The organism is Paraburkholderia tropica (assembly GCF_014171495.1).
GTDB classification, from domain to species: Bacteria; Pseudomonadota; Gammaproteobacteria; order Burkholderiales; family Burkholderiaceae; genus Paraburkholderia; species Paraburkholderia tropica.
This window is the reverse complement of the sequence record NZ_CP049134.1, coordinates 414,223-437,928: the sequence shown is the minus strand read 5'-3', so window position 1 is coordinate 437,928 and position 23,706 is coordinate 414,223. Positions and strand designations below refer to the sequence as shown.

The 23,706-nt window shown below is 65.0% G+C and carries 17 protein-coding genes and 1 other RNA gene; 3 read left to right on the top strand and 15 right to left on the bottom strand.

What is annotated here, in order from left to right; genetic code table 11:
- Window positions 1–30: 30 nt before the first annotated feature.
- From rnpB to pyrC, 3 genes are all read right to left on the bottom strand, one after another.
- Window positions 31–441, bottom strand: an RNA gene (gene rnpB / locus G5S35_RS01995) — RNase P RNA component class A.
- Between the two features lie 98 nt (window positions 442–539).
- Window positions 540–1,514, bottom strand: coding sequence for a DUF3025 domain-containing protein (locus G5S35_RS01990; protein WP_183038794.1), 975 nt, complete (start codon window positions 1,512–1,514; stop codon window positions 540–542).
- A gap of 5 nt (window positions 1,515–1,519) precedes the next feature.
- On the bottom strand, window positions 1,520–2,575 hold the full coding sequence (pyrC, locus tag G5S35_RS01985) for a dihydroorotase (protein ID WP_065065132.1): 1,056 nt from the start codon (window positions 2,573–2,575) through the stop codon (window positions 1,520–1,522).
- 314 nt (window positions 2,576–2,889) lie between these two features.
- Between pyrC and G5S35_RS01980 the strand changes: the two genes are divergently transcribed.
- On the top strand, window positions 2,890–3,810 hold the full coding sequence (locus tag G5S35_RS01980; protein WP_082992260.1) for a class II glutamine amidotransferase: 921 nt from the start codon (window positions 2,890–2,892) through the stop codon (window positions 3,808–3,810).
- A gap of 154 nt (window positions 3,811–3,964) precedes the next feature.
- On the opposite strand, the gene G5S35_RS01975 is transcribed toward G5S35_RS01980, so the two are convergent.
- The 7 genes from G5S35_RS01975 to G5S35_RS01945 all read right to left on the bottom strand — a co-directional run bounded on the left by G5S35_RS01975 (window position 3,965) and on the right by G5S35_RS01945 (window position 11,771).
- Window positions 3,965–4,690, bottom strand: a complete 726-nt coding sequence (locus G5S35_RS01975) for an amino acid ABC transporter ATP-binding protein (protein WP_065065134.1) — start codon at window positions 4,688–4,690, stop codon at window positions 3,965–3,967.
- Complete coding sequence (gltK, locus tag G5S35_RS01970; RefSeq protein WP_065065135.1) at window positions 4,687–5,364, bottom strand: glutamate/aspartate ABC transporter permease GltK; 678 nt, start codon at window positions 5,362–5,364, stop codon at window positions 4,687–4,689. The genes G5S35_RS01975 and gltK overlap by 4 nt, the downstream gene beginning before the upstream one ends.
- The gene (locus tag G5S35_RS01965; RefSeq protein ID WP_065065136.1) at window positions 5,364–6,104 is read right to left on the bottom strand and encodes an amino acid ABC transporter permease; all 741 of its coding nucleotides are present in this window, start codon (window positions 6,102–6,104) and stop codon (window positions 5,364–5,366) included. Before G5S35_RS01965 ends, gltK begins: the two co-directional genes overlap by 1 nt.
- Before the next feature lie 81 nt (window positions 6,105–6,185).
- The gene (locus tag G5S35_RS01960) at window positions 6,186–7,079 is read right to left on the bottom strand and encodes a glutamate/aspartate ABC transporter substrate-binding protein (RefSeq protein WP_065065137.1); all 894 of its coding nucleotides are present in this window, start codon (window positions 7,077–7,079) and stop codon (window positions 6,186–6,188) included.
- Window positions 7,080–7,384: 305 nt separating this feature from the next.
- Window positions 7,385–8,686 (bottom strand): Glu/Leu/Phe/Val family dehydrogenase, encoded by a 1,302-nt coding sequence (locus G5S35_RS01955; protein ID WP_065065138.1) that lies wholly within the window; start codon window positions 8,684–8,686, stop codon window positions 7,385–7,387.
- A 282-nt stretch (window positions 8,687–8,968) separates the two neighbouring features.
- Window positions 8,969–9,925, bottom strand: coding sequence for a LysR family transcriptional regulator (locus G5S35_RS01950; RefSeq protein WP_065065139.1), 957 nt, complete (start codon window positions 9,923–9,925; stop codon window positions 8,969–8,971).
- 55 nt (window positions 9,926–9,980) lie between these two features.
- The gene (locus G5S35_RS01945; RefSeq protein WP_183038516.1) at window positions 9,981–11,771 is read right to left on the bottom strand and encodes a tetratricopeptide repeat protein; all 1,791 of its coding nucleotides are present in this window, start codon (window positions 11,769–11,771) and stop codon (window positions 9,981–9,983) included.
- 234 nt (window positions 11,772–12,005) lie between these two features.
- Here G5S35_RS01945 and purB point away from each other — a divergent pair, with 234 nt between their 5' ends.
- Window positions 12,006–13,394, top strand: coding sequence for an adenylosuccinate lyase (gene purB / locus G5S35_RS01940; protein ID WP_065065141.1), 1,389 nt, complete (start codon window positions 12,006–12,008; stop codon window positions 13,392–13,394).
- Window positions 13,395–13,506: 112 nt separating this feature from the next.
- Here the strand turns inward: purB and G5S35_RS01935 are convergent, their stop codons facing one another.
- From G5S35_RS01935 to edd, 4 genes are all read right to left on the bottom strand, one after another.
- Complete coding sequence (locus G5S35_RS01935; RefSeq protein ID WP_065065142.1) at window positions 13,507–14,010, bottom strand: gluconokinase; 504 nt, start codon at window positions 14,008–14,010, stop codon at window positions 13,507–13,509.
- A 66-nt stretch (window positions 14,011–14,076) separates the two neighbouring features.
- Window positions 14,077–15,438, bottom strand: a complete 1,362-nt coding sequence (locus G5S35_RS01930; RefSeq protein WP_065065143.1) for a GntP family permease — start codon at window positions 15,436–15,438, stop codon at window positions 14,077–14,079.
- A 432-nt stretch (window positions 15,439–15,870) separates the two neighbouring features.
- Window positions 15,871–16,512, bottom strand: coding sequence for a bifunctional 4-hydroxy-2-oxoglutarate aldolase/2-dehydro-3-deoxy-phosphogluconate aldolase (eda, locus tag G5S35_RS01925; protein ID WP_065065144.1), 642 nt, complete (start codon window positions 16,510–16,512; stop codon window positions 15,871–15,873).
- A gap of 79 nt (window positions 16,513–16,591) precedes the next feature.
- Window positions 16,592–18,478 (bottom strand): phosphogluconate dehydratase, encoded by a 1,887-nt coding sequence (gene edd, locus G5S35_RS01920; RefSeq protein ID WP_065065145.1) that lies wholly within the window; start codon window positions 18,476–18,478, stop codon window positions 16,592–16,594.
- 277 nt (window positions 18,479–18,755) lie between these two features.
- On the opposite strand from edd, the gene G5S35_RS01915 reads away from it, so the two are divergent.
- A complete protein-coding gene (locus G5S35_RS01915) occupies window positions 18,756–19,613 on the top strand; it encodes a MurR/RpiR family transcriptional regulator (protein WP_065065146.1) in 858 nt (285 codons plus the stop codon).
- Between the two features lie 178 nt (window positions 19,614–19,791).
- Here the strand turns inward: G5S35_RS01915 and G5S35_RS01910 are convergent, their stop codons facing one another.
- On the bottom strand, window positions 19,792–23,415 hold the full coding sequence (locus G5S35_RS01910) for a YadA-like family protein (protein WP_183038515.1): 3,624 nt from the start codon (window positions 23,413–23,415) through the stop codon (window positions 19,792–19,794).
- Between the last annotated feature and the right edge of the window lie 291 nt (window positions 23,416–23,706).

Genomic DNA, 23,706 nt, shown 5'->3' with positions numbered 1-23,706 from the left:
GAACCGCGCCGGCTTTTTGTCGATATGAGGCGGCAAAGCAGGCCGATAAGCCGGATTCTGTGCACACGCCGCGTCCGAAGACGCGCCGCGCGTGGCAGCCATTCCTCTAGGCGCGCCATTGCTGACGCGCTCAAGCTTCCTACCCGCAGACGAAATGGGGGCCCCATCCTGCATCCCGAAGATGCGCGCCTGCCTACTTGGAATTGCTCCGGGTGGAGGTTACCGTGCCGTCTACGTCACCGCAGACGCGGTGCGCTCTTACCGCACCGTTTCACCCTTACCTGATCCCGACCGAAATCGGGCCATCGGCGGTCTGTTCTCTGTTGCCCTGTTCCGCGTGTCGCCACGGATGGCCGTTAGCCATCACCCTGCCCTGTGGAGTCCGGACTTTCCTCGCCCCCTTGGCCGAAACCTCGGGGCCGCGACTGCCTGGCCTGCTTTGCGGGCGCGATCTTAGCACGGTCACGCGGACTGTGCCCGCCGCGCCTGAACTACGCGCCGACTATGCGCCGACTACGCAGCGACCAGGCAGGCGCGATTCAGCGCGCGCGTCGGCCCGAACGGAACACCGTGGCGTCGTCGTAGAACGTGCTGTTTTCGTTGGGCGTCCACCAGCCGGGAATGCCGAGCACCGGCAGCGGCGCGAAGCTGCGTCCGCTCAACTGCTCGCTCGCGGCGAGTTCGGCGCTGACAGTGGCGTCGAGATACGCGTTGCGTTCGGCGCGCGGCCACGTGAAATAGGCCTGCGGCACCGCGACGATCCACGCATGCGCCGTGCACGCGGCATAGGGCGCGATGAGCTTTTCGAGCAGCGCGTGGCCGAACACGCGCACTTCGCAGCGCGCCGCGCCGTCCAGCGTTTCGCCGATCGCCGATTCCCAGTGCGTGCGCGCCGTCACGAACAGCGTGCGCCAGTCGAAGCCGCGCAGCGCCTGCGCGAGCGCCGGATCGGCGCACGCGAACAGCACGGCGTTTTCGTCGAACAAGGTGAGCGCGTCGCGCACGTCGCCGCGCCTCGGACCCACGCCTAGCACATCGATCGCCGCCGCCTGACGCGCGTTGAGCGCCGCCTTGATGCGCGGAAACGCGAACCAGTGCAGCGCGTTGAAGAAGTCGTGTAGGTTGTGGCGCGTGGGCACGCCGCCTGTCGCGGCGATGTGCCCTTCGTAGGACGCGCCCTCGGGCAGATCGTCCTGAGCGATGAAGCCGAGCGCCTCGCCGCGCCCGGTGCGATGACCGGCCGCGCGCGCATCGGCGTTCAGCTCTTCCAGATAGCGCGCGTAGCCCGCGAGCGCCGCCTGCTGCCAGCGCCGCCCGCGCGCCGCGTGCTGGGCGAACCACGGTCGCGCCCAGTCGATGTCCGCGAAACTGCCTTCGGGCAGGCTGCGGCGCTTGAGCGAAGCCGCAGATGCCGCAGGCTCGGCGCGCGCCGCACTCGATGCGTGCGCATCGAGCGCCTGCGGCTCCGCGCCGGACACCGCGCCTTGCGTCAAGCCGGACGTCTCGCCGGACATCAAACTCAAACCAGCTTCCAGCCGATCGTCTCGCCGCCGCGCAGCGGCACGACGGGCACGTCGCCGGCCAGCACTTCGGCGGGCAGCGTCCACTCTTCGCGGCGCAGCGTGACTTTCTCGGCGCTGCGCGGCAGGCCGTAGAAGTCCGCACCGAAGAAGCTCGCGAAGCCTTCGAGCTTGTCGAGCGCGCCCGCGTTGTCGAACGCTTCGGCGTAAAGCTCGAGCGCGTGCAGCGCCGTGTAGCAACCCGCGCAGCCGCAGGCGTGTTCCTTCAGGCCCTTCGCGTGCGGCGCGCTGTCGGTGCCGAGGAAGAAGCGCGCGTCGCCCGACGTGGCCGCCTCGACCAGCGCCACGCGATGCGTCTCGCGCTTGAGGACCGGCAGACAGTAATAGTGCGGACGGATGCCGCCCTGGAAAATCGCGTTGCGGTTGTAGAGCAGATGGTGCGCCGTGATCGTCGCGCCGAGCAGGCCGGGCGCGGCGTTATCGGCGCGGATGTAATCGACGGCGTCCTTCGTCGTGATGTGCTCGAACACCACCTTCAAGCCCGGGAAGTCGCGGCGCAGCGGCGTCATCACGCGGTCGATGAAGACCTTCTCGCGATCGAACAGGTCGATGTCGGCGCTCGTCACCTCACCGTGCACGAGCAGCGGCATGCCCACTTCCTGCATCGCTTCGAGCGTCTTCGCGCACTTGCGGATGTCGGTCACGCCCGCGTCCGAATTCGTGGTCGCGCCCGCCGGATACAGCTTCACGCCATGCACGAAACCGCTCGCCTTCGCGCGGCGGATTTCCTCGGGCGGCGTGTTGTCGGTCAGGTACAGCGTCATCAGCGGCTCGAACTTCAGGCCCGCGGGCAGCGCCGCGAGAATGCGGTCGCGATACGCGGAAGCCAGTTCGGTCGTCGTGACCGGCGGCTTGAGGTTCGGCATGATGATCGCGCGGCCGAACTGGCGCGCCGTGTGCGGCAGGACCGCCGCCAGCATCGCGCCGTCGCGCACGTGAAGGTGCCAGTCGTCGGGGCGGGAAAGCGTGAGGGTCGTGGGGGAAGATGCGTTCATGGCGTGATGTGAGGCGCGGCTAGGGATCGATCGGAGCGCCGGCGGCGGCGTTCCGTACATTCCATGCATATCGCGGGCGGCGCGCGGCGCGTCTGATCACCTGCCAGCACGTCCGACGACGGAAGGCGTCGCGTGCGCACGACAACGCGCGACCTGACACGACTCGCCGATGCCCGCGCGGCGGCCTTGTGAGCCGGGGCGGAAAGCATCCGACAAATTTCGTATTGGCGCGCGGCGGGCCGGTGATATGCTTGGAAAATCATCATTGTACCGGGTCACGCGCCCAGCTTCGCCCGCAGCACGACACCAGCACCATGTGCCAACTTCTCGGAATGAACTGCGCCGCGCCGACGGACGTCACGTTCTCCTTCACAGGATTCGCGGCGCGCGGCGGCGCCACTGACCACCATGCCGACGGCTGGGGTATCGCGTTCTTCGAGGACAAGGCCTGCCGCCTCTTCATCGACAATCAGGCGTCGGCGCGCTCGCCCATCGCCGAGATGGTGAAGAACTACCCCATCAAGTCGCGCAACACCATCGCGCATATCCGCAAGGCCACCCAGGGCAGTTGCGCGCTGGAGAACAGCCATCCGTTCCAGCGCGAACTGTGGGGCCGCCACTGGATCTTCGCGCACAACGGCGACCTGCAGGACTTCAATCCGGTGATGTCGGGCGTCTATCAGCCGGTGGGCACCACCGACAGCGAACGCGCGTTCTGCCTGCTGCTGCAAGGGCTGCGCAAGGCGTTTCCGACTTCGCAGCCGCCGCTCGAAGAACTGTTCGCCACGCTCGAAACGCTCACGCGCGAGATCACGCAGTTCGGCGTCTTCAATTTCCTGATGTCGAACGGTCAGGCGCTGTTCGCGCACTGCTCCACGCATCTCTACTATCTGGTGCGGCGCTGGCCGTTCTCCACGGCGCATCTCGTCGATGCCGACGTGTCGATCGACTTCGCGAAGTACACGACGCCCGAGGACCGCGTGGCCGTGATCGCTACCGCTCCGCTCACCGACAACGAAGTCTGGACGCGTTTCGCGCCCGGCGACCTGCTGATGTTCCAGCACGGCGAAGTCGTCGCGCAGACCAGCGTACCGGTGCCGCAGAAGGTGCTCGACAAGCTCAAGAATCCGTCGCTCGATGCGTCGGCGAGCGCGTCGCGCGTGTCGCCGTGCGCCCAACAGCCCGGCGCCGTCGATCCGGAAGCCGTGGCGGCGTTGCAGAGCTGGGGCGAATAAGGCCTTTTTATCCGCGCAACTTCACGCCGCACCACGCCACATCACACACGCAAAAAAGCCGCGCAAGCCCGAAGGGCCGCGCGGCTTTTTTGTTGGCCGCCGTACTGCGGCCAACCAGAACGCGCGCCGGAAAAACCGGCGCGAATTCACCCCGTCAGTGCAGGATCTTCGCCAGAAAATCCTTCGCGCGATCCGACTTCGGATTGGCGAAGAAGTCTTCCTTGCGGTCGTCCTCGACGATGGCGCCCTTGTCCATGAAGATCACGCGGTGCGCGACCTTCTTCGCAAAGCCCATTTCGTGCGTCACGCACATCATGGTCATGCCTTCCTGGGCGAGTTCGACCATCACGTCGAGCACTTCGTTGATCATCTCCGGGTCGAGCGCCGAGGTGGGTTCGTCGAACAGCATCGCGATGGGATCCATCGAGAGCGCCCGCGCGATCGCCACGCGCTGCTGCTGGCCGCCCGAAAGCTGACCCGGGAATTTGTCTGCATGCGCGCGCAGACCCACGCGATCGAGCAGCTTGAGGCCCTTCTCGCTGGCTTCGTCCTTGCTGCGGCCGAGCACCTTCACCTGCGCGAGCGTGAGGTTTTCGGTGATCGACAGATGCGGAAACAGCTCGAAATGCTGGAACACCATGCCCACTTTCGAGCGCAGCTTCGAGAGATTGGTGCGCTTGTCGCCCACTGACTCGCCGTTCACGAGGATCTCGCCCTGCTGGAACGGCTCGAGACCGTTGACGGTCTTGATCAGCGTGGACTTGCCCGAACCCGACGGGCCGCACACGACCACGACTTCGCCCTTCTTCACTTCCGTCGTGCAGTCGGTCAGCACCTGGAACTGGCCGTACCACTTCGAAACGTTCTTAATTGAAATCATCTTGCGACCTTTTTCTGAAGACCTTTCACAAGGCTCGACGCGATCACGCAGATCACGAAATAGCATGCGCCCGCGAACAGTACCATCTCGACCATCGTCCCGTCACGGTCGCCCACGTTGGCGGCCGTGCGGAAGAAGTCGGCGAGACTGATCACGTAGACGAGCGAGGTGTCCTGAAAGAGCACGATGGCCTGCGTGAGCAGCAGCGGCACCATCGCGCGAAACGCCTGCGGCAGCACCACGAAGCGCATGGCCTGGCCGTAACGCATGCCGAGTGCGAACGACGCGTTCACCTGTCCGCGCGGCACCGCCTGAATGCCCGCGCGAATGATTTCCGAATAATACGCGGCCTCGAACAGCGAGAACGCGATCATGGCGGACGCGAGGCGAATGTCGATGTCGGGCGAGAGGCCCAGCAGATTCTGCAGGACCTGCGGCACGATCAGGAAGAACCACAGCAGAACCATCACGAGCGGAATCGAGCGGAACACCGTGACGTAGCCCTTCGAGAACCACTCGAGCGGCTTGACGCCCGAAAGCCGCATGAGCGCGAGCAGGGTGCCCCACAGCACGCCCACGACGATCGCGCAGAGCGTGATCTTGAACGTGACGATGGCGCCGGTCCACAACGTAGGCAGTGCGCCCGGAATACCGCTCCAGTCGAAATGATGCATCACTTGCCTCCGATATAGCCGGGCAGCCGGGTTTTCGCTTCGACCCAGCGCATCAGCATCATGACGATCAGGTTGATCAGCACGTAGGCGAGCGTGACCGCGATGAACGACTCATAGGTCTGCGCCGTGTAGTCGACGAGCTGACGCGCCTGCGCCGAAAGATCGAGCAGACCGATGGTCGACGCGACCGCCGAGTTCTTGAAGATGTTGAGAAACTCGGACGTGAGCGGCGGCACGATGATGCGGTACGCGACCGGCAGCAGCACGTAGCGGTAGGTCTGCCATTGCGTGAGGCCCATCGCGAGACCGGCGGCGCGCTGGCCGCGCGGCAGCGCGTTGATGCCCGAGCGCACCTGCTCGCACACGCGCGCGGCCGTGAAGAGGCCCAGACAGATCACCGACGCCGAGAAGAACTGCACGCCCGGCGGCAGTTGCTTGAAGGCGTTGCCGATTGAAGGCGGCAGGATTTCCGGCAACACGAAGTACCAGATGAAGAACTGCGCGATCAGCGGAATATTGCGGAAGATCGCCACGTAGACCGTGCCGAGACCCGCGAGGAATGTGTTCGGCACCGTGCGCAGCACGCCGAAGATCGAACCGACGACGAGCGCGATCACCCACGCGCACAGCGACACCGACACCGTCACCCAGAGACCCGAAATGAGCCAGCCGAGGTAGGTCGTGGGTTCGCCCGTCGAGACCGGGCTGAGCAGAATGGCCCAGTTCCAGTGATAGGACATGAAGAGACTCCAACAAAAAGAACGGAAGAAGCGCCGCTTCTTCCGTTCCGTTCTAAACGCTGATCAATGCCGCGACCGGACTTAGTCGATGGCCTTGTCGTTGGGGCTCTTGAAGAGCGCCTTCATGTCTTCGCTTTCCGGGAAGTTCAGGTTGAGGCCCTTCGGCGGAATCGGCGACTCGAACCACTTCTTGTAGATCGCGTCGGCGTCGCCCGAGGTCTCGACCTTGGCGATCGCGTCGTCGGCGACCTTCTTGAACTCGGGGTCGTTCTTGCGCAGCATGCAGCCGTACGCTTCACGCGATTGCGGCGTGCCGACGATCACGAAATCGCCCGGATTGTTCGACTTCGCGCGTTCGCCCGCGAGCAGCGCGTCGTCCATCATGAACGCGACGGCACGGCCCGTGGAGAGCGTCAGGAACGACTCGCCGTGGTCCTTCGCGCTGATGATGTTCATGCCCAGGTTCTTGTCCTGGTTCATCTTGCGCAGCAGACGCTCCGAGGTCGTGCCCGCCGTCGTCACGACGGTCTTGCCCTTGAGGTCGGCGAAATCCTTGATGCCCGAATCCTTCTTGGTCATCAGACGCGTGCCGATCACGAAAATCGTGTTCGTGAACGCAGCTTGCTGCTGGCGTTCCGCGTTGTTCGTGGTCGAGCCGCATTCGATGTCGACCGTGCCGTTCTGCACGAGCGGAATGCGGTTCTGCGACGTGATCGGAACCATCTTGACCTTGAGGTTCGGCATATTCAGCTTCTGCTTCACGGCTTCGACGATTTTCATCGCGAAGTCCTGCGAGTAGCCGATCACGTTCTGCTTGTCGTCATAGTAGGAAAACGGGATCGACGATTCGCGGTGGCCCAGCGAAATGACGCCGGTGTCCTTGATTTTTTTCAGCGTCCCCGAGTCCTGCGCCTGAGCACTCGCGGCGACCAGTCCGAGAGTGGCGAGAACGAGCGCGGCCTTTTTGATTTTCATCTGTGATCTCCTTTGCAAGAATCGCGGCCAGTGTAGCAAAGTAATTATTTTGAAAGTATATGGATGGACCCTGGCGTTGTAAGCGCGCACGCGCGCGCGTGTAAGGCTTGCCGCACACACGGAAGCCACATTGCCGGCCTGCCTGGAACGCCCAAAAGAAAAGCCAAAAGAAAAGGCGGACGGCCCCTTGTGGAGACCGTCCGCCTTGACGCGCGGCCTGGGTAGGCCGCACGTATTTTGTACCGATGCCGCGCGCATGCCGCCCGGAAATCGGGCGCCGCGCGGCAAACGTAAACATTCGTCAATCAGGGATACAGACCGCGCATTTCGCGCGCCATCAGGATGCGCTTGCACGCAACGATGAACGCCGCGGTACGCATCGACACGCCCTGCTCGCTCGACACCTGCCAGACCGCCGTGAACGCTTCGCGCATCACGCGTTCGAGGCGCTCGTTGATCTCGCCTTCGGTCCAGAAGAAGCTCGAGAAGTCCTGCACCCATTCGAAGTACGAGACCGTCACGCCGCCCGCATTCGCCACCACGTCCGGAATCACCAGCACGCCCTTGTCGTGCAGAATGTCGTCGGCGGCCGTCGTGGTCGGGCCGTTCGCGCCTTCCACGATGATCTTCGTGCGGATCTTGCCGGCGTTGTGCTCGGTGATCTGGTTTTCCAGCGCTGCCGGAATCAGGATGTCGGTTTCGATGGTCCAGAATTCGTCGTTGCCGAGCATGTCGGCGCCGGCGAAGCCCGCCACGCCGCCCGTTTTCGCGACGTGGTCGAGCAGCGCGGCTGCATCGAGACCCGTCGACTTGTAGATCGAGCCGGTGTGATCCTGCACGGCGACGACCTTCGAGCCGGCTTCCTGGAACAGGCGGGCAGCGATGCCGCCCACGTTGCCGAAGCCCTGCACGGCGATGCGTGCGCCTTCGATCGACAGACCCTTGCGGCGCGCGGCTTCGCAGCCGACCACGAACACGCCGCGGCCCGTCGCTTCCTTGCGGCCCAGCGAGCCGCCGAGCGAGATGGGCTTGCCGGTCACGACGCCCGTGGCCGTCTGGCCCTGGTTCATCGAGTACGTGTCCATCATCCACGCCATGATCTGCTCGTTCGTGTTGACGTCCGGCGCGGGAATGTCGGTGTTCGGTCCGATGATGATGCCGATTTCGCTGGTGTAGCGGCGCGTCAGGCGCTCGAGTTCACCACGCGAGAGCGTGCGCGGATCGACGCGGATACCGCCCTTCGCGCCGCCGTACGGCACGTTCACGGCCGCGTTCTTCACCGACATCCACGCGGACAGCGCCATCACTTCGGACAACGTAACGTCCTGGTGATAACGCACGCCGCCCTTGCCGGGACCGCGCGAAACGTTGTGCTGGACGCGATAGCCTTCGAAGTGCGCCACGGTGCCGTTGTCGAGTTCGATCGGGCAATCGACGATCAGAATGCGCTTCGGACGCTTGAGCGTCTCGAGCCAGCGCGACAGCGAACCGAGATACGGCGCGACGCGGTCGACCTGACGAAGATAGTTGCCCCACGGACCGAGTGCGTCCGCGTGAAGATACGAAGGAACCGACGAAGACACTGCAGACTGCTGTTGGGAAGACATGAACGCTCCAGCGATCGAAGAAGTGGTGCCATTGTCAGAAAAGGCCCACGTCTATGCCAATGCCGTTTGGTCATCGCGTCATGCTTTTCTTGCATAACGTCATAAAAGTCGAAAAAACTTGTCGCTGGATCCGCTATTTACGGGCGTTTTACGACTGCGCAGGCGCGGCGGCGCGCATTGTTGCTGCGCGCGAAAAAGACCTTCTACGCGAATGCGCACGAACGCGCGCGGCTACTGCGCATCAGTCGGTACCGCGTTTGCATCGAGCGATTTTCGTGACGGTTATGCGCCGTTGCGCGCGAGTTCATCGCTGACCGCGTCCCAGACCGCGCGCACGAGCGCTTCGCGCGCGTCGTTGCCTTGCGCGGCGAGCTTGTCGCGATAGAGGCGGATTTCCATGTCGAGCGTGAACTGGCCTTCGGGCGCGCCGCGCGTGCCGCGGTCGAGGCGGATCAGCTTGCCTTGCGCCACGGCGTCTTCCACCGCGCTGTGCGGCAGGAACGCAATGCCGTGGCCCGCCAGCGCCATCGCCTTGAGCCCTTCGGCCATATCGGTTTCGTAGACGCGGTCCAGATAGAGGCGCGCGGGCGCGTTCGCCACGATCACTTCGGTCATCCGTCCGAGATAGGCGTTCGGCGTGTAGGAGAGATACGGCGCGGGCGCGTCCGGCGTGCCCGGCAGCGTGTAGCGTGCACGTCCGGCGCGCTGCGGCGCCGAATACGGGCTGATCGATTCGATACCGAGCGTGAGCGTGTCGTAGCGCGCGGGATCGAGCGTGACCGGATGGCTCGGATGGTGATAGCCCATCACGAGATCGCAGCCGCCTTCCACGAGCGATAGCACAGCGTCGTGCACGTTGAGCGCGCGCAGCCGCGTGTGGATGCGCCCGAGCTTGGCCTCGACGCGTTGCAGCCAGCGCGGGAAATACGTGAGCGACAGCGTGTGCGGCACCGCAAATTCGATGGTCTCCGCGGGCGTGGCCGTATGCCCGCGCAGCAGCGTGCGCGCTTCGTGGAACTGCGAAAGCATCGCGAGCGCCTGCTCGTAGAACACCTGCCCCGCCGGCGTGAGACGCGTCGGATAAACCGAACGGTCGATCAGTTCGGTGCCGAGCCACGCCTCCAGCGCCTGGATGCGGCGCGAGAACGCCGGCTGCGTCACGTGCCGCAGTTCGGCCGAGCGGCTGAAACTATGCGTTTCCGCCAGCGAAACGAAGTCTTCGAGCCATTTGAGTTCCATGCGGGACCGGCGAGCAAATGAGAAGTCCGCATTCTAGGCCCGCGCGCGGGCGCTGTCAGCGCAGCGCGGCCTCCAGTTCCGCCACCACGCCGCGCCAGTCGCCGAGCGTGGTCTGCCGGAACAGCCGCGCGGACGGATACCAGACCGAATCGGCGCGGCCCATGCCCCAGCGCCAGTCGGGCTGGGCGGCGAGCAGCACCCACACCGGCTTGCCGAGCGCGCCGGCCAGATGCGCCACCGAGGTATCGACGGTGATCACCAGATCGAGCGCCTCGATCAGCGCGGCCGTGGCGGCGAAATCGGGCAGATCGTCGCCGACCGCGTGCAGCGGCCAGCGGCCCGCCACGTCGGGCAGTTGCCGCACGCCCTCGCCCTTCTGGATCGCGAACCAGGCGTGGCCGTCGAGCGCGGCGAGCGGCAGCAGCGCCTTCAGCGGCAGCGAGCGGAAGGCGTCGAAATGATGACGCGGATTGCCCGCCCAGACGAGCCCGATGCGCCGCCGCACACCGCCCGAGCGGGCCGCCACGCGCATGCGCCACATCTCGACGAGGGCCGGATCGGCGTGCATATAGGAAGTCGGCGCGTAAATCGGCCGGCCGGGAAATTTGAGCGGCAAGCTCATCACGTCGCAGCAGAAGTCGTAGTCGCGCGCCATATCGGCGTCGCCGGGCGCGGCGTCGAGCACGCGCGCGACGCCCGGCACCGTCGCCACCAGCGGCGCCAGTTCGGGCGCGACCCACGCATCGACCTGCGCGCCCTGTGCGGCGAGCCACTGCGCGTAACGCACGAACTGGATCTGATCGCCCACGCCCTGCTCGCGCGCAATCAGAAAACGCTTGCCCGCAAGCGGCTCGCCCTGCCATTCGGGCGGCGGCAGCTTGCGATAGTTCGGCTTGCCGAATGCGGTGGTCTTGCGGTTCTCGAACAGCGGCCAGCCTTGTGCGTATTCCTGGCGGCGCAGCAGCAGCATGCCGAGCTGAAAGCGCGACTCCGGCAGATCCGGATTCAATTCCAGCGCGCGCCGATAGTGCGTTTCGGCTTCGTCATAGCGCGCAAGCGCCGTGTAGGCAAACGCGAGATTGTTGACGACGCCCGCCGCGTCGGGCCGCAGTGCCGCGGCGCGTTGATAGAGCGCGATCGCCTCGTCATAGCGATGCATCGCGTCGTAGGCGTAGCCGAGTTCGAAGAGCGCGTGTGCGTTGTCCGGCTCGCGCGCGACGATCGCCTCGAAGCAGGCCGCCGCCTCGGCATGTTCGCCCGCCGCGCGCAGCAGCTTGCCCAGATGCGCGAGCGTCGCCGTATCGTGCGGCGCGAGCGCGCGCGACGCGCGAAATTGCGCGATGGCGGCGTCCGCGCGTCCCGCCTTTTCGAGCGCGCGCCCCAGATTGAAGGCGAAATGCGCCGATTGCGGATCGATCTCGCGGGCGCGCGCGTAATGGTGCTCGGCACCCGCGAGGTCGCCCAGCGCCATGAACGCGTTGGCGAGATTGTTGTGCGCGTTGGCGAAATCGGGCGACCACGCGAGCGCCTTGCGCTGGAACATCGCTGCGCGCGCGTGATCGTTCTGCCGCGCGGCCACCACGCCGCGATTGCTCAAGCACTCGGCATCGGCGGGCGTATGCGCCAGCGCGCGATCCATGAGTTCGGCGGCGCGGACAAGCTCGCCGCGGCTCATCGCCAGTACGCCGAGATAGTGCAGCGCACGCGCGCAGCGGGGATCGCGAGCGAGGGCGCGCTCGTACAGCGTCTGCGCGGCGTCGAGCCGCCCGGCGCGGTGTTCGGCGAGCGCGGCATCGACGAGTGCAGTTGCGTCGTCGAGCGGAGGAAAAAGGGAATCGCGGTTCATGCGGATCGGAAAACGAGAAGCGGCCAACGCCGCCGACCTCATCACCGTATGCCGCCGCCCTCCCTATGTCTGTCAGACAGTTCCGAAACTCTGACGCAGCGCGCCTCACGCGACCAGGCGGCCCTGCCTGCAAGCCGCCCCGAATCCCCGACCGGACGCTGTCAGCGTGGTGATAAAATACCCGGCTCCCCCCGGTTCCTTTCTGATCGTAACGCCACACGTTACGTCCCCATCATGTCCGACACTCGTCCCGATACCCTCTTCGCGCTCAACGCGCTCTCCCCGCTCGACGGCCGCTACGCCTCAAAAACCGAAGCCCTGCGCGACTGGCTCTCGGAAGCCGCCTTCATGCGCAATCGCGTGACCGTGGAAATCCACTGGCTGATCGCGCTGTCGCAAGCCGGTTTCGCGGAAGTGCCGCGCTTCTCGGAAGCGTCGGAGCAGTTCCTGCTCAAGCTCGCCGAGAACTTCACGGCGCACGACGCCGCGCGCATCAAGGACATCGAGCGCGTGACGAACCACGACGTGAAGGCGGTCGAGTACTGGCTCAAGGAATCGGTGAAGGGTCAGCCGGAACTGGAGCGCGCCAGCGAGTTCATCCACTTCGCCTGCACCTCGGAAGACATCAACAACACGTCGCACGGCCTGATGCTCGCCGGCGCGCGTGAGCACGTGATCCTGCCGGCGCTGCGCTCGGTGCATCAGCGCCTCGTGGCGCTCGCGCACGCACAGGCCGACCAGCCGATGCTCTCGCGCACGCACGGTCAGCCCGCGAGCCCGACGACGCTCGGCAAGGAAGTCGCCAACGTCGCCGCCCGTCTCGCGCGCGCAATCACGCGCATCGAGAAGGTCGAACTGCTCGGCAAGATGAACGGCGCGGTCGGCAACTTCAACGCGCACCTCTCGGCGTATCCGGAATTCGACTGGGAAGCGTTCTCGAAGAACGTCGTCGAACAGCGCCTGAAGCTCACGTTCAACCCGTACACGATCCAGATCGAGCCGCACGACTACATGGCCGAACTGTTCGACGCCGTCGCACGCGCGAACACGATCCTGCTCGACCTCGACCGCGACGTGTGGGGCTACATCTCGCTCGGCTACTTCAAGCAGAAGCTGAAGGCCGGCGAAATCGGTTCGTCGACGATGCCGCACAAGGTCAATCCGATCGACTTCGAAAACTCGGAAGGCAACCTCGGTCTCGCGAACGCCACGCTGCGTCACCTCGCCGACAAGCTGCCCGTGTCGCGCTGGCAGCGCGACCTGACCGACTCGACGGTGCTGCGCAATATCGGCGTCGCGTTCGGTTACTCGCTGCTCGCCTACGACGCGCTGATCCGCGGTATCGACAAGCTCGAAGTGAATCCGCAGCGTCTGAACGACGACCTCGACGCCACGTGGGAAGTGCTGGCCGAGCCGGTGCAGACCGTGATGCGCCGCTACGGCATCGAAAACCCGTACGAGCAGTTGAAGGAACTCACGCGCGGCAAGGGCATCACGCGCGAAGCGCTGCAAACCTTCGTCACGGGTCTCGCGATTCCTGAAGACGCGAAGCAGCGTCTGCTGGACATGACGCCCGCGTCGTACATCGGCAAGGCTGCCGAACTCGCGAAGCGCATTTCGTAAATCCGTTTCGTAAGTCTGTTTTGGCAAGCGCCCTTGCGGCGCGGCCAAACAAAAAGCCCCGGTGCGAAGCCGGGGCTTTTTTATTTGCAGCCGTTCAAAACCGCCGTGCGGATCAACCCACGCGGCGCGTTTCGAGCTGCTTGAGCACGTCGTCGACGATCTGCTCGGGCGTGAGTTCGATGCTCACCTCGATCGCTTCGTCGGCGCCCGGCACTTCGAGCGTGTCGAGCTGGCTTTGCAGCAGCGACGGATCGAAGAAGTGGCCGGTGCGCGTGGCGAGGCGCTCGTGCAGCACTTCGTACGAACCCTTCAGATACACGAACACGACGTCGTGATCGCCGCCGCGCAGGATGTCGCGGTACGAACGCTTGAGCGACGAGCACGTGAACACGGCCGTCTCGTGCGCGCGCTGCTTTTCCTCGATGGCGGCGCGAATCGTGCGCAGCCACGGCCAGCGGTCGTCGTCGGTGAGCGGAATGCCGTCGTGCATCTTCTTCTTGTTGGCTTCGCTGTGGAAAGCGTCGCCGTCGGTGAAGGCACACTTGAGGCGCTCGGCCAGCATCTCGCCGATACGCGTCTTGCCGGCGCCCGACACGCCCATTGCAATCAGAATCATCTACTGCTCCTCAGTCGGCGGCCGCCCGGCGTGAATGCCGCGCGCCGCCTCATGCAAATTTACCTGTTACACCACTGCCGAGAGCGCGAACGTCAGTCCGAGGCCCAGCAGCGAAATGATGGTCTCCAGCAGCGACCAGGTCTTGAACGTCTGACCCACGGTCATGCCGAAATATTCCTTGATCAGCCAGAATCCGCCGTCGTTGACGTGCGAGAAGATCAGCGAGCCCGAACCCGTGGCGAGCACGAGCAGTTCCGGCTGAACCGTGACGCCGGCCGCCGAGGCGATCGGCGCGACGATGCCGCACGCGGTGGTCATCGCGACCGTGGCCGAGCCCGTCGCGAGACGGATCAGCGCGGCGACCAGCCAGCCGAGCAAAAGCGGTGACAGATGCGCCGTCTGCGCGAGTTCGACGATCTGCTTCGAGACGCCGCTGTCCATCAGCACGCGTCCGAAACCGCCGCCCGCCCCCACGATCAGCGTGATGCCGGCGATCGGCGCGAGGCAGTCGCCGCAGAACTTCTGGATCTGCTCGCGATTGAAGCCGCGTTGCGCGCCGAAGGTCCAGAAGCTTACCAGCACGGCGATCAGCAGCGCGACATCCGAGGTGCCGATGAAATGCAACAGATTGTTCGGCAGCGTCTTCGGCGCGAACACGAGGTCCGCCCACGAGCCGACCAGCATCAGGATCACCGGCAGCAGGATCGTGAAGAGCGTGATGCCGAAGCTCGGCAACTCGCTGTCGGGCTTCGGATCGGCCTTGCTCACGAACTGCGCGGAGAGCGGATTGTTCTCCGGCAGCTTGATGAAGCGGTGGATGAACAGCGCGAACAGCGGTCCGGCGACGATCGCCGTCGGAATACCGACGATCAGACCATACGCGATGGTCCGGCCGATGTCGGCGTGATACGCCTGCACGGCCAGCAGCGCGGCCGGGTGCGGCGGAATCAGGCCGTGCACGACCGAGAGACCCGCGACCATCGGCAGACCGATCAGCAGCAGCGACTTGCCCGTGCGCTTGGCAACGTTGAACGCGATCGGAATCAGCAGCACGAAACCGACTTCGAAGAACACGGGCAGGCCGACGATCACGGCCACGCACATCATCGCCCAGTGGATGTTCTTCTCGCCGAACCAGCGTATCAGCGTGGTGGCGATACGTTCGGCGCCGCCCGATTCGGCCATCATCTTGCCGAGCATCGTGCCGAGGCCCACCACGATCGCGATGTGGCCGAGCGTGTTGCCGTTGCCGGTCTCGAACGATTTGACGATCTGATCCATCGGCATGCCGACGGCGAGGCCGAGCAGCAGCGAAACGATGATCAGGACCAGAAACGGATACACCTTGAAACGCGTGATCAGCAGGATCAGCGCGGCAATCGCGACGAGCGCGTAAATCAGCAGCGAACTGCCGTGGGCCACTCCCATGAGGCTCCTCTCCAGGTAGTTGTTCGGTATCCCCGCGCCGCCGCGCCTGCGGCATCTTGAAAAACGCGCACGTGGAAAACGCAGGGGGTCGGCCGTCGCCGGGCCGGGATTGTAGAGGTTATAACGACTTTCCGGGTTGTCTGCTCGAAAGACGAGCGAGCCGCGCAAGGCGCACGCCCTCTCGGGCGCAGCCTGCGCGGCTCGTGAAAACACGCGACGGAAACGGGCGGGAAAGCACGTCGGCACCGCCGGGCTGAACGGCCGGTCCAGGCGGTGCGGGCGGTCCGGAAATCGCCCGCCCGGCGACGGCGATCAGCACCTTATTTAGCGTGCCGAAGCGCCGACTCGTACGGCGCGCGCTTGCGCCCGTTGTCCGTCGATCGTGAATCAAACTTCAGTTAGTTGCCTTTCCTCATCGATCGAGCGGACGCCTTAGCGCACCGGACGCGAAAGCTCGCTCGCCGCGCGCGCGAGACGCGTGACTTCGGCCCAGTCCTGCGCCGCGAGCGCGGCCTTCGGCGTGAGCCACGAGCCGCCCACGCACACCACGTTGGGCAGCGCGAGGAAATTCGGCGCGGTTTCGGCGCTGATGCCGCCGGTCGGGCAGAACTTCAGCGTCGGGAACGGGCCGTGGAATGCCTGCAGCATGTTCAGGCCGCCCGCGGGAACGGCCGGGAAGAACTTGACGATCTCGTAGCCGAGTTCCATCGCGACGATGATGTCCGTCGGCGTCATGACGCCCGGCAGCAGCGGCAGACCCGCGTCGAGCGACGCCTGATGGATTTCACGCGTGAGGCCCGGCGAGACGCCGAACGTCGCGCCCGCCTTCTTCGCCAGCGCGCAATGCTCGGGCTTCGTGATCGTGCCGACGCCGACGGCGATATCCGGCGCGATCTGCGCCGCGCGCTCGATCGCTTCGAGACCGGCCTTGGTGCGCAGCGTGATTTCCAGCACCTTCACGCCGCCCGCGTGCAGCGCGCGCGAAACGTGCTCGCCCTGTTCGGGCGTTTCGAAGGCCAGCACCGGAATCACCGGGCCAAGGCGGACAATGTCGGCCACCGTGCTTTGTGCCATGTTCAGGCTCCTTGATGATGAATTCTGTTCGTTGCGTTGCCGCGTCGCGGTGACGTCGGCCGCTCAGGCGCTCAGTTGTTCAGGCGCTCGCGGTCTGCGGCGCGTGCTGCGTGGCCGACGCACTGGCCGGCACTTCGCCGACGAGCGGGCCGAACACCGTCGCGCCCAGCTCGGCCGGCGCCGCGGCGGCGCGAAACACGCCGAACAGCTCGCGGCCGAAGCCCACTTCATTGCTTTCCTGATGCGCCGGTTGCGCGACCGGGCGCGCGTCCCATTCGGCCTGATCGACTTCGATGTCGAGCACGCCGCGTTCCGCATCGATCACGATCGTATCGCCGTCGCGCACCTTGCCGATCGGGCCGTGCAGCAGCGTTTCCGGCGACACGTGGATCACCGCGGGCACCTTGCCCGACGCGCCCGACATCCGCCCGTCGGTCACGAGCGCGACGTGGAAGCCCTTGTCCTGCAGCACGCCGAGCAGCGGCGTGAGGCGGTGCAGCTCCGGCATGCCGTTGGCGCGCGCGCCCTGGAAGCGCACGACCGCCACGAAATCGCGCTCCAGCTCGCCGCGATCGAACGCTTCCTGCACCGCTTCCTGCGAGTCGAACACGATTGCGGGCGCGCTCAGCTTGCGATGCTGCGGCGCAACCGCCGAGACCTTGATGACACCGCGACCGAGCTTGCCCTGCATCAGTCGCAGACCGCCGTCCGGCTGGAACGGCGTGGCGAGCGGACGCAACACGGCGTCGTCGGCGCTCTTTTCCACGGCCGGCACCCACGTGAGCTTGCCGTCGAGCAGCTTCGGCTCCTCGGTGTAGTGACGCAGACCTTCGCCCGCCACCGTCTTCACGTCTTCGTGCAGCAGGCCGCCGTCGAGCAGTTCGCGCACGAGGAAAGCGATGCCGCCCGCCGCGTGGAAGTGGTTCACGTCGGCCTTGCCGTTCGGATAGACGCGCGCGAGCAGCGGCACGGCCGCCGACAGTTCGTCGAAATCGTTCCAGTCGATCAGGATGCCCGCCGCACGCGCCATCGCCACGAGGTGCAGCGTGTGGTTGGTCGAGCCGCCCGTCGCCATCAGCGCGACGATGCCGTTGATCACGGACTTTTCGTCGACCACGTGGCCGATCGGCGTGTAGTTGCCGCGCTCGACCGTCAGTTCGAGCACGCGGCGCGCGGCAGCGGCGGTGAGTTCGTCGCGCAGCGGCGTATGCGGATGGATGAAGGCCGAGCCCGGCAGATGCAGGCCCATCACTTCCATCAGCATCTGGTTGCTGTTGGCCGTGCCGTAGAACGTGCAGGTGCCGTGGCCGTGATACGCGGCGGCTTCGGATTCGAGCAGCGCGTCGCGGTCGCACTGGCCGGTCGCGAACTTCTGGCGGACCTTGGCCTTGTCGTCGTTCGAGATGCCGCTCGTCATCGGGCCAGCGGGCACGAAGATCGTCGGCAGATGGCCGAACTGCAGCGCGCCGATCAGCAAGCCCGGCACGATCTTGTCGCACACGCCGAGGCACAGCGCCGCGTCGAACATGTTGTGCGTGAGCGCGACCGCCGTGCTCATCGCGATCACTTCACGCGAGAACAGCGACAGCTCCATGCCGGCATTGCCCTGCGTGACGCCGTCGCACATCGCCGGCACGCCGCCCGCGAATTGCGCGACGCCGCCGCCTTCGCGGGCCGCCTTCTTGATGATGTCGGGAAAGTCTTTGTACGGCGCGTGGGCCGAGAGCATCTCGTTGTAGGACGAGACGATGCCGATATTCGGTTCGCGGATCGCCTTGATGGCAATCTTGTCGCGCCCTTCGAGACCGGCGAAACCGTGAGCGAGATTCGCGCACGAGAGCGCACCGCGTGCCGGGAAACGGTCCTGCGCCGCCGTGATGCGCGCGAGATAGGCCTCGCGCGTCGGCTTGCTGCGCTCGATCACGCGTTGCGTGACCTTCATCAACTGCGAATGCGGGGAAACCATCGAATCTCCTTCCTTGTTATCTCGCTCAGGCGCTCGGGGACACATCACGCGATCCAAACAGCGATGGCGCGATGTTAGTAGAAAAACTACACGGTCGCAATCCCGGTTTTGCCCTGGGATCGAATGGTGCAAGCGCTGCAAAAACCGTTATTTAGCTTGATTTCATTCGATCCGGCACAACCCCCAATTGCACCATCGGTCAGGATTCTGTAGTTTTTGTACATGACCCATGATCCGCTATAGTCCACGGATCTTTCAGCATAGTGCGAGTTTCCCAATGCTGCTGTCCCAGGTGAAGGCCATCCGCGAGCAATTGCGTCCATCGGAGCGCAAGCTCGCCGATTACATCGTCGACGCGCCCCGCGAGCTGCTCGATCTTTCGATGACCGAAGTTGCCCAGCGCGCCGGCGTGAGCCAGCCGACGATCGCGCGTTTTTGTCACGCGCTCGGCTTCTCGGGGTTCCGCGAGTTCAAGATCCGGCTCGCGCAGGCCGTGGCTGGCGATCTGCCGAGCGCCCTGCCGGCCGTTTACCGTGATGTGAGTCCCGACGAGCCGGTGCCAGGCGTCGCGGCGAAGGTGCTCGAACGCACGATCGGCGCGCTGCTCCAGGTGCGCAACAACCTCTCCACCGACGCACTCGGCGCCGCGATCGATCTGCTCGCGAAAGCGGCGCGCATCGAGTTCTACGGCGCGGGCGGTTCGGGCATCGCGGCGCAGGACATGCAGCACAAGTTCTTCCGCCTCGGCATGCCGAGCGTCGCTTACTCGGACCCGCACACGTTCCTGATGTCGGCGGCCTTGCTCGGTCCCGGCGACGTGGTCGTGGCCATTTCGAATACGGGACGCACGCGCGACGTGGTGGACGCCGCCCGCACCGCGCTCGATCGCGGCGCGAAGGTCATCGCGATCACGCACGGTACCTCGCCGCTTGCCCGCCTCGCGAGTGTGGGCTTGCACGCAAACGTGGACGAAGACACCGATGTTTTTTCGCCGATGACCTCGCGCACTTCGCACCTCGCGATCGGCGACATCCTGGCGGTGGGCGTTGCGCTCCAGCGCGGCCCGGAGCTCGCGGAAAAGCTCGCCGGCGCGAAAGACATCATCGATCGTCGCAGACTCGACGCCAACGGTTGAACGCTCGACGCCCCGCGCTGCAGCGGCGAACATCGAGCAAAAAAAAGCGGACTCCCAAGGGAGTCCGCTTTGCCTTATAGCCGGGCATGCTGAGCGGTGCGCTGCCGCACGCCCCGGCCGAATCCGGCGCGATCAGAAGCGGGCTGGCTGCCCCGCCTCCGCGCTCGCCGTCAGGCGCTTACCACTGGTAGGACATACCGCCGCCCCACGTGGTGTCGCCGCCCGCGCTGTAACCCGCGCCCATCTTGACCTTGACGTTCTGCGTAATGCGCGCCGACACGCCGAGCGCCGTGGCCTGGTAGCCCTTGTAGTTGGCGGTACCGATGCCCACCGCAATGGTCTTGCCCTGGTCGACGTCCGGAATCATCGTCAGCGCCGTGGCCGCCGCGATACCGCCGTAGGCGTTGCGCTGCATCTCCGTCATGCCCGACTGGAACTGGCGCATGTTCACAGCGTCCGTGCCCGCTACGCCATCGGCGACGTTCGTGATGCGGCGCTCGTTGCCCGCCGAACCGACGGACACCGTGTTCGCCTGATCCGCCACCGAATTCGCACCCAGCGCGACCGAGTTCTCTCCCGTGGCCGACGCCTTGTCGCCGATCGCCGTCGAGCTCGCACCCGATGCGTTCGCACCGCCGCCCATGGCAATCGTGTTACTGCCCGACGCCGAAGCCGGACCGCTCGTCGAATTGACCGCAACATACGGCGAACTCGTATCGCCGATGTTCTGGACAGCCTGGGTCAGTGCCGCGACGTTCTCGTTCGTGGCATACAACTGGCCACCCGTGACCGCGTCGGTGCTCGAGGCCGACGAGATGTCGCCGTCGGCGAGATTCGTCAGCTTCACGGCCGCAGAGGCGTCGGTGCCGCCGAGCGTGACCTTGTCGTGCGCGGCGCTGTCGTACTGCACCGCATTTTCCACCTTGCCGACAACGGTAGTTTCCAGCGTCGTCACGCGGGCATCGATGTTGGTCAGAGCTCCGCCGACGTTGTTGTAGGTATTGCCGCCAATGTTGTAGGTCGGCGCCGTGACCTTGCCTTCGCCGTCGACCGTCGAGCCGCCGCCCAACCCGTCGGCCACACTCGATGCGAGCGTATAGAGCTGTGCACCGTTCACTGCGTCGGAGCTATTGGCTGCAACCGTACCCTTCTCAACGTTGTGGATCTTGACCAACTTGGTCGAACCCACTCCACCGAGCGAGATAGAGGACTTCGACGCATCATCGTAGGCCACGAACGCATTCGTCACGTTGCCCGACGTATCGACGACCGCACCCATCGCCTGAAGCTGCGCGAGGTTCACCGCATCGTTGGCCAGTGTGGCGTTCGCGACGTTGTGCAGTGCGACCGGCGTGGTCGCACCCGCGCCGCCGAGCGTCACCGAACTCTTCGAGCCGTTGTCATACGCGACGAACGCATTCGTCACATTGCCCGACGTGTCAAAGCTCAGACCTGCGGCCTTCAACTGCGCCACGTTGATTGCATCGTTGTCCAGCGAGCCGTTCGCAACGTTGTGCAACACGACCGGCGTGCTCGCGCCCGCGCCACCGAACGTGACCGACTTCTTGGTGGTGTCGTCGTAAGCAACAAAGCCATTGACCACGTTGCCCGAAGTGTCGAAGTTCAGCCCCGCGGCCTTCAGTTGCGCCATGTTGATGGCATCGCTGTCGTCGGTCGCGTTAGCGAGGTTCGTCAGTTTTACCGGCGCGGACGCGCTCTGGCCGCCCAGCGTCACCTTGTCGTGCGACGCGGAGTCGTACATCACCGAGTCGACCGAACCGCCCCGCGCAAGTGCTGCCACCGCGTCCAGCGCCGACCCCACGTTGCTGAAAGAGTTTTCGCCGATCTGATAGCTCGGCGCGGTAATCGAGCCATTCGGATCGACCGTCGTCTTGCCCCCCAATGCAGCGGCTGTGAGTGCCGCCAGGCCATAGAGCTGCGAACCGTTCACGGCGTCGAAGCTGGCTGCGTTCACGGTGCCCGACGCCACGTTGTGCAGCGCTACCGGCAAACTGCTGCCCTTGCCGCCAAGCGAAACCGAGCTCTTTGTGTTGTCGTCATACGCGACGAATGCATTCGTCACGTTGCCCGACGTGTCGAAGTTCAGGCCTGCGGCCTTGAGTTGCGCCATGTTGATGGCATCGCTGTCGTCGGTCGCGTTGGCGAGGTTCGTCAATGTCACCGGTGCAGACGCGTTCTTGCCACCCAGCGTGACCTTGTTGTGAGCCCCCGAGTCGTAGATCACCGCATCGGCCGAACCGCCCCGCGCAAGCTCTGCGACTGCATCGAGCGCAGAACCCACGTTGCTGTATGAGCTACTGCCAATCTGGTAGCTGGGCGACGTGATCGTGCCGTTCGGATTGACTGCCGCCTGACCGCCCAGCGCAGAGGCCGTGGACGCCGCCAGACCATAGAGCTGCGAACCATTCACGGCGTCGAAACTGGCTGCGTTCACGGTGCCCGGCGCCACGTTATGCAGGGCCACCGGCGCACCGGCGCTCTTACCGCCCAGCGTGACCGAGTTCTTCGTATTGTCGTCGTAGGCGACAAACGCATTCGTCACATTGCCCGACGTATCGAAACCCAGGCCAGCTGCCTTCAACTGCGCCACGTTGATCGCATCGGCGTCCTGCGCGCCGTTGGCAACGTTGTGGATTACCACCGCAGCGCTGCTGCCCTTGCCACCCAGCGTGACTGCGCGCTTCGTGGTGTCGTCGTAGGCCACGAACGCATTCGTCATCTGACCTTGCAGTCTGGTGATATTGGTCGTGTTTTGCGTGGTACGCGCGTCGATGTTCGTGAGGGTGTCGCCGACGTTATGGAAGGTCGTGCCGCCCGCCGTGTAGGACGGCGGCGTAACCGAGCCATCGCCATTCACCGTCGCGCCACCGCCCAGCGCATCCGTTATGCCCTTGAGCTGCGCGACGTTCACGGCGTCGGTATCGCCCTGGCCCGCAGCCATGTTGACGATGCGCCGCTCATTCTGCACGCTCTGCACCGTGCTTGCGACGCCGTCCGCGTTGTAGACGACATGCGTTGCCGTGCCGTCACTGCCGACCGACACGGTGTTCGCCTGAGTCGAGACCGAGCCCGCACCCAGCGCGACCGAATCATTCGCCTTCGAGTACGCCTGGGTGCCCAGCGCCATGCTGGCGTTACCGTCCGATTGCGTGTTCGAACCCATGGCGATACTGCCCAGCCCGATCACGCGCGCCATGTCGGACGGACCCACCGAGCCCGATGCATTGGCGATGCCCTTGACTTGCGTGTACCACGCGGCCGTCTTGAAGGTCGTGTTCAGATCACCTGTGTCGATGCCCGAGGAGGCCAGCGAAGCGCCAAGCAACGGCGCGCTATTCATGGCCAACATCTGAACACCACCGCTGCCGCTGGCCACCGGCGCAGCGCCGACGACCGGCGCCACCTGCCCGAGGTTCACCGCAAAGGCGCCTTGCATGCCGTCGGCCTGGCTGCCCACCGCCACACCCGGCAGCAGCCCCAGGCCGCTGTCCGCATACGAACCCGTGCCGTAAGCGACCGCCGCGTTGTCGAGCGAGGCGACGGAGTCGGTGCCGACGGCAACAACGCGCGCGGCGGAATTGTCGGCGACGGTGTCTGCGTGCGCGGACGTGGCCAGCGCCGCGCCGCCCATCACGCCAATGACATTGAGAACGCCGACGATCCCGCTCGCGCCTGCAATCACAGCCTTCGAGGAACGCTTGCCGCGCGCCGCCGCGTCCTCTTGCACCGCGACCCACGTCCCCGTGGTCTCGTTCCAGATTGATCTGTATGTCTTGTTCATTTCGTGCCCTGATTCGTGACGGAATAGCTAGCGGAATACTCCTTGCACGCAAACAGCAGAGATCACGACCAGATTCACGAAGTAATCTGGCGACGCTGCTTTCCATGCAAAGAAAGCACTGACTTGAAATGTCAGCGGTTCTCGTCGAATTCGCCGAGCCTTGAAACCCGAATCACATGCATCGATCACGGGAACGCCTTGGCTGGCGATGACACTGGCGACTGTATTAAGCAGTCACTAAGCAGAACATACGAAAATTCTTAAACACCGAGTAGCAAAGATTTTGGCAAA

Bases quoted from the DNA above. Each gene is read 5' to 3' on its own strand.
- G5S35_RS01915 (WP_065065146.1), top strand. From the start codon at position 18,756: ATGCTGCTGTCCCAGGTGAAGGCCATCCGCGAGCAATTGCGTCCATCG.
- edd (WP_065065145.1), bottom strand. From the start codon at position 18,478: ATGGTTTCCCCGCATTCGCAGTTGATGAAGGTCACGCAACGCGTGATC.
- pyrC (WP_065065132.1), bottom strand. From the start codon at position 2,575: ATGAACGCATCTTCCCCCACGACCCTCACGCTTTCCCGCCCCGACGAC.
- G5S35_RS01990 (WP_183038794.1), bottom strand. From the start codon at position 1,514: ATGTCCGGCGAGACGTCCGGCTTGACGCAAGGCGCGGTGTCCGGCGCG.
- G5S35_RS01935 (WP_065065142.1), bottom strand. From the start codon at position 14,010: ATGATTCTGATTGCAATGGGCGTGTCGGGCGCCGGCAAGACGCGTATC.
- G5S35_RS01910 (WP_183038515.1), bottom strand. From the start codon at position 23,415: ATGAACAAGACATACAGATCAATCTGGAACGAGACCACGGGGACGTGG.
- G5S35_RS01930 (WP_065065143.1), bottom strand. From the start codon at position 15,438: ATGGGAGTGGCCCACGGCAGTTCGCTGCTGATTTACGCGCTCGTCGCG.
- G5S35_RS01950 (WP_065065139.1), bottom strand. From the start codon at position 9,925: ATGGAACTCAAATGGCTCGAAGACTTCGTTTCGCTGGCGGAAACGCAT.
- G5S35_RS01980 (WP_082992260.1), top strand. From the start codon at position 2,890: ATGTGCCAACTTCTCGGAATGAACTGCGCCGCGCCGACGGACGTCACG.
- gltK (WP_065065135.1), bottom strand. From the start codon at position 5,364: ATGCATCATTTCGACTGGAGCGGTATTCCGGGCGCACTGCCTACGTTG.
- purB (WP_065065141.1), top strand. From the start codon at position 12,006: ATGTCCGACACTCGTCCCGATACCCTCTTCGCGCTCAACGCGCTCTCC.
- G5S35_RS01965 (WP_065065136.1), bottom strand. From the start codon at position 6,104: ATGTCCTATCACTGGAACTGGGCCATTCTGCTCAGCCCGGTCTCGACG.
- eda (WP_065065144.1), bottom strand. From the start codon at position 16,512: ATGGCACAAAGCACGGTGGCCGACATTGTCCGCCTTGGCCCGGTGATT.
- G5S35_RS01955 (WP_065065138.1), bottom strand. From the start codon at position 8,686: ATGTCTTCCCAACAGCAGTCTGCAGTGTCTTCGTCGGTTCCTTCGTAT.
- G5S35_RS01975 (WP_065065134.1), bottom strand. From the start codon at position 4,690: ATGATTTCAATTAAGAACGTTTCGAAGTGGTACGGCCAGTTCCAGGTG.
- G5S35_RS01945 (WP_183038516.1), bottom strand. From the start codon at position 11,771: ATGAACCGCGATTCCCTTTTTCCTCCGCTCGACGACGCAACTGCACTC.
- G5S35_RS01960 (WP_065065137.1), bottom strand. From the start codon at position 7,079: ATGAAAATCAAAAAGGCCGCGCTCGTTCTCGCCACTCTCGGACTGGTC.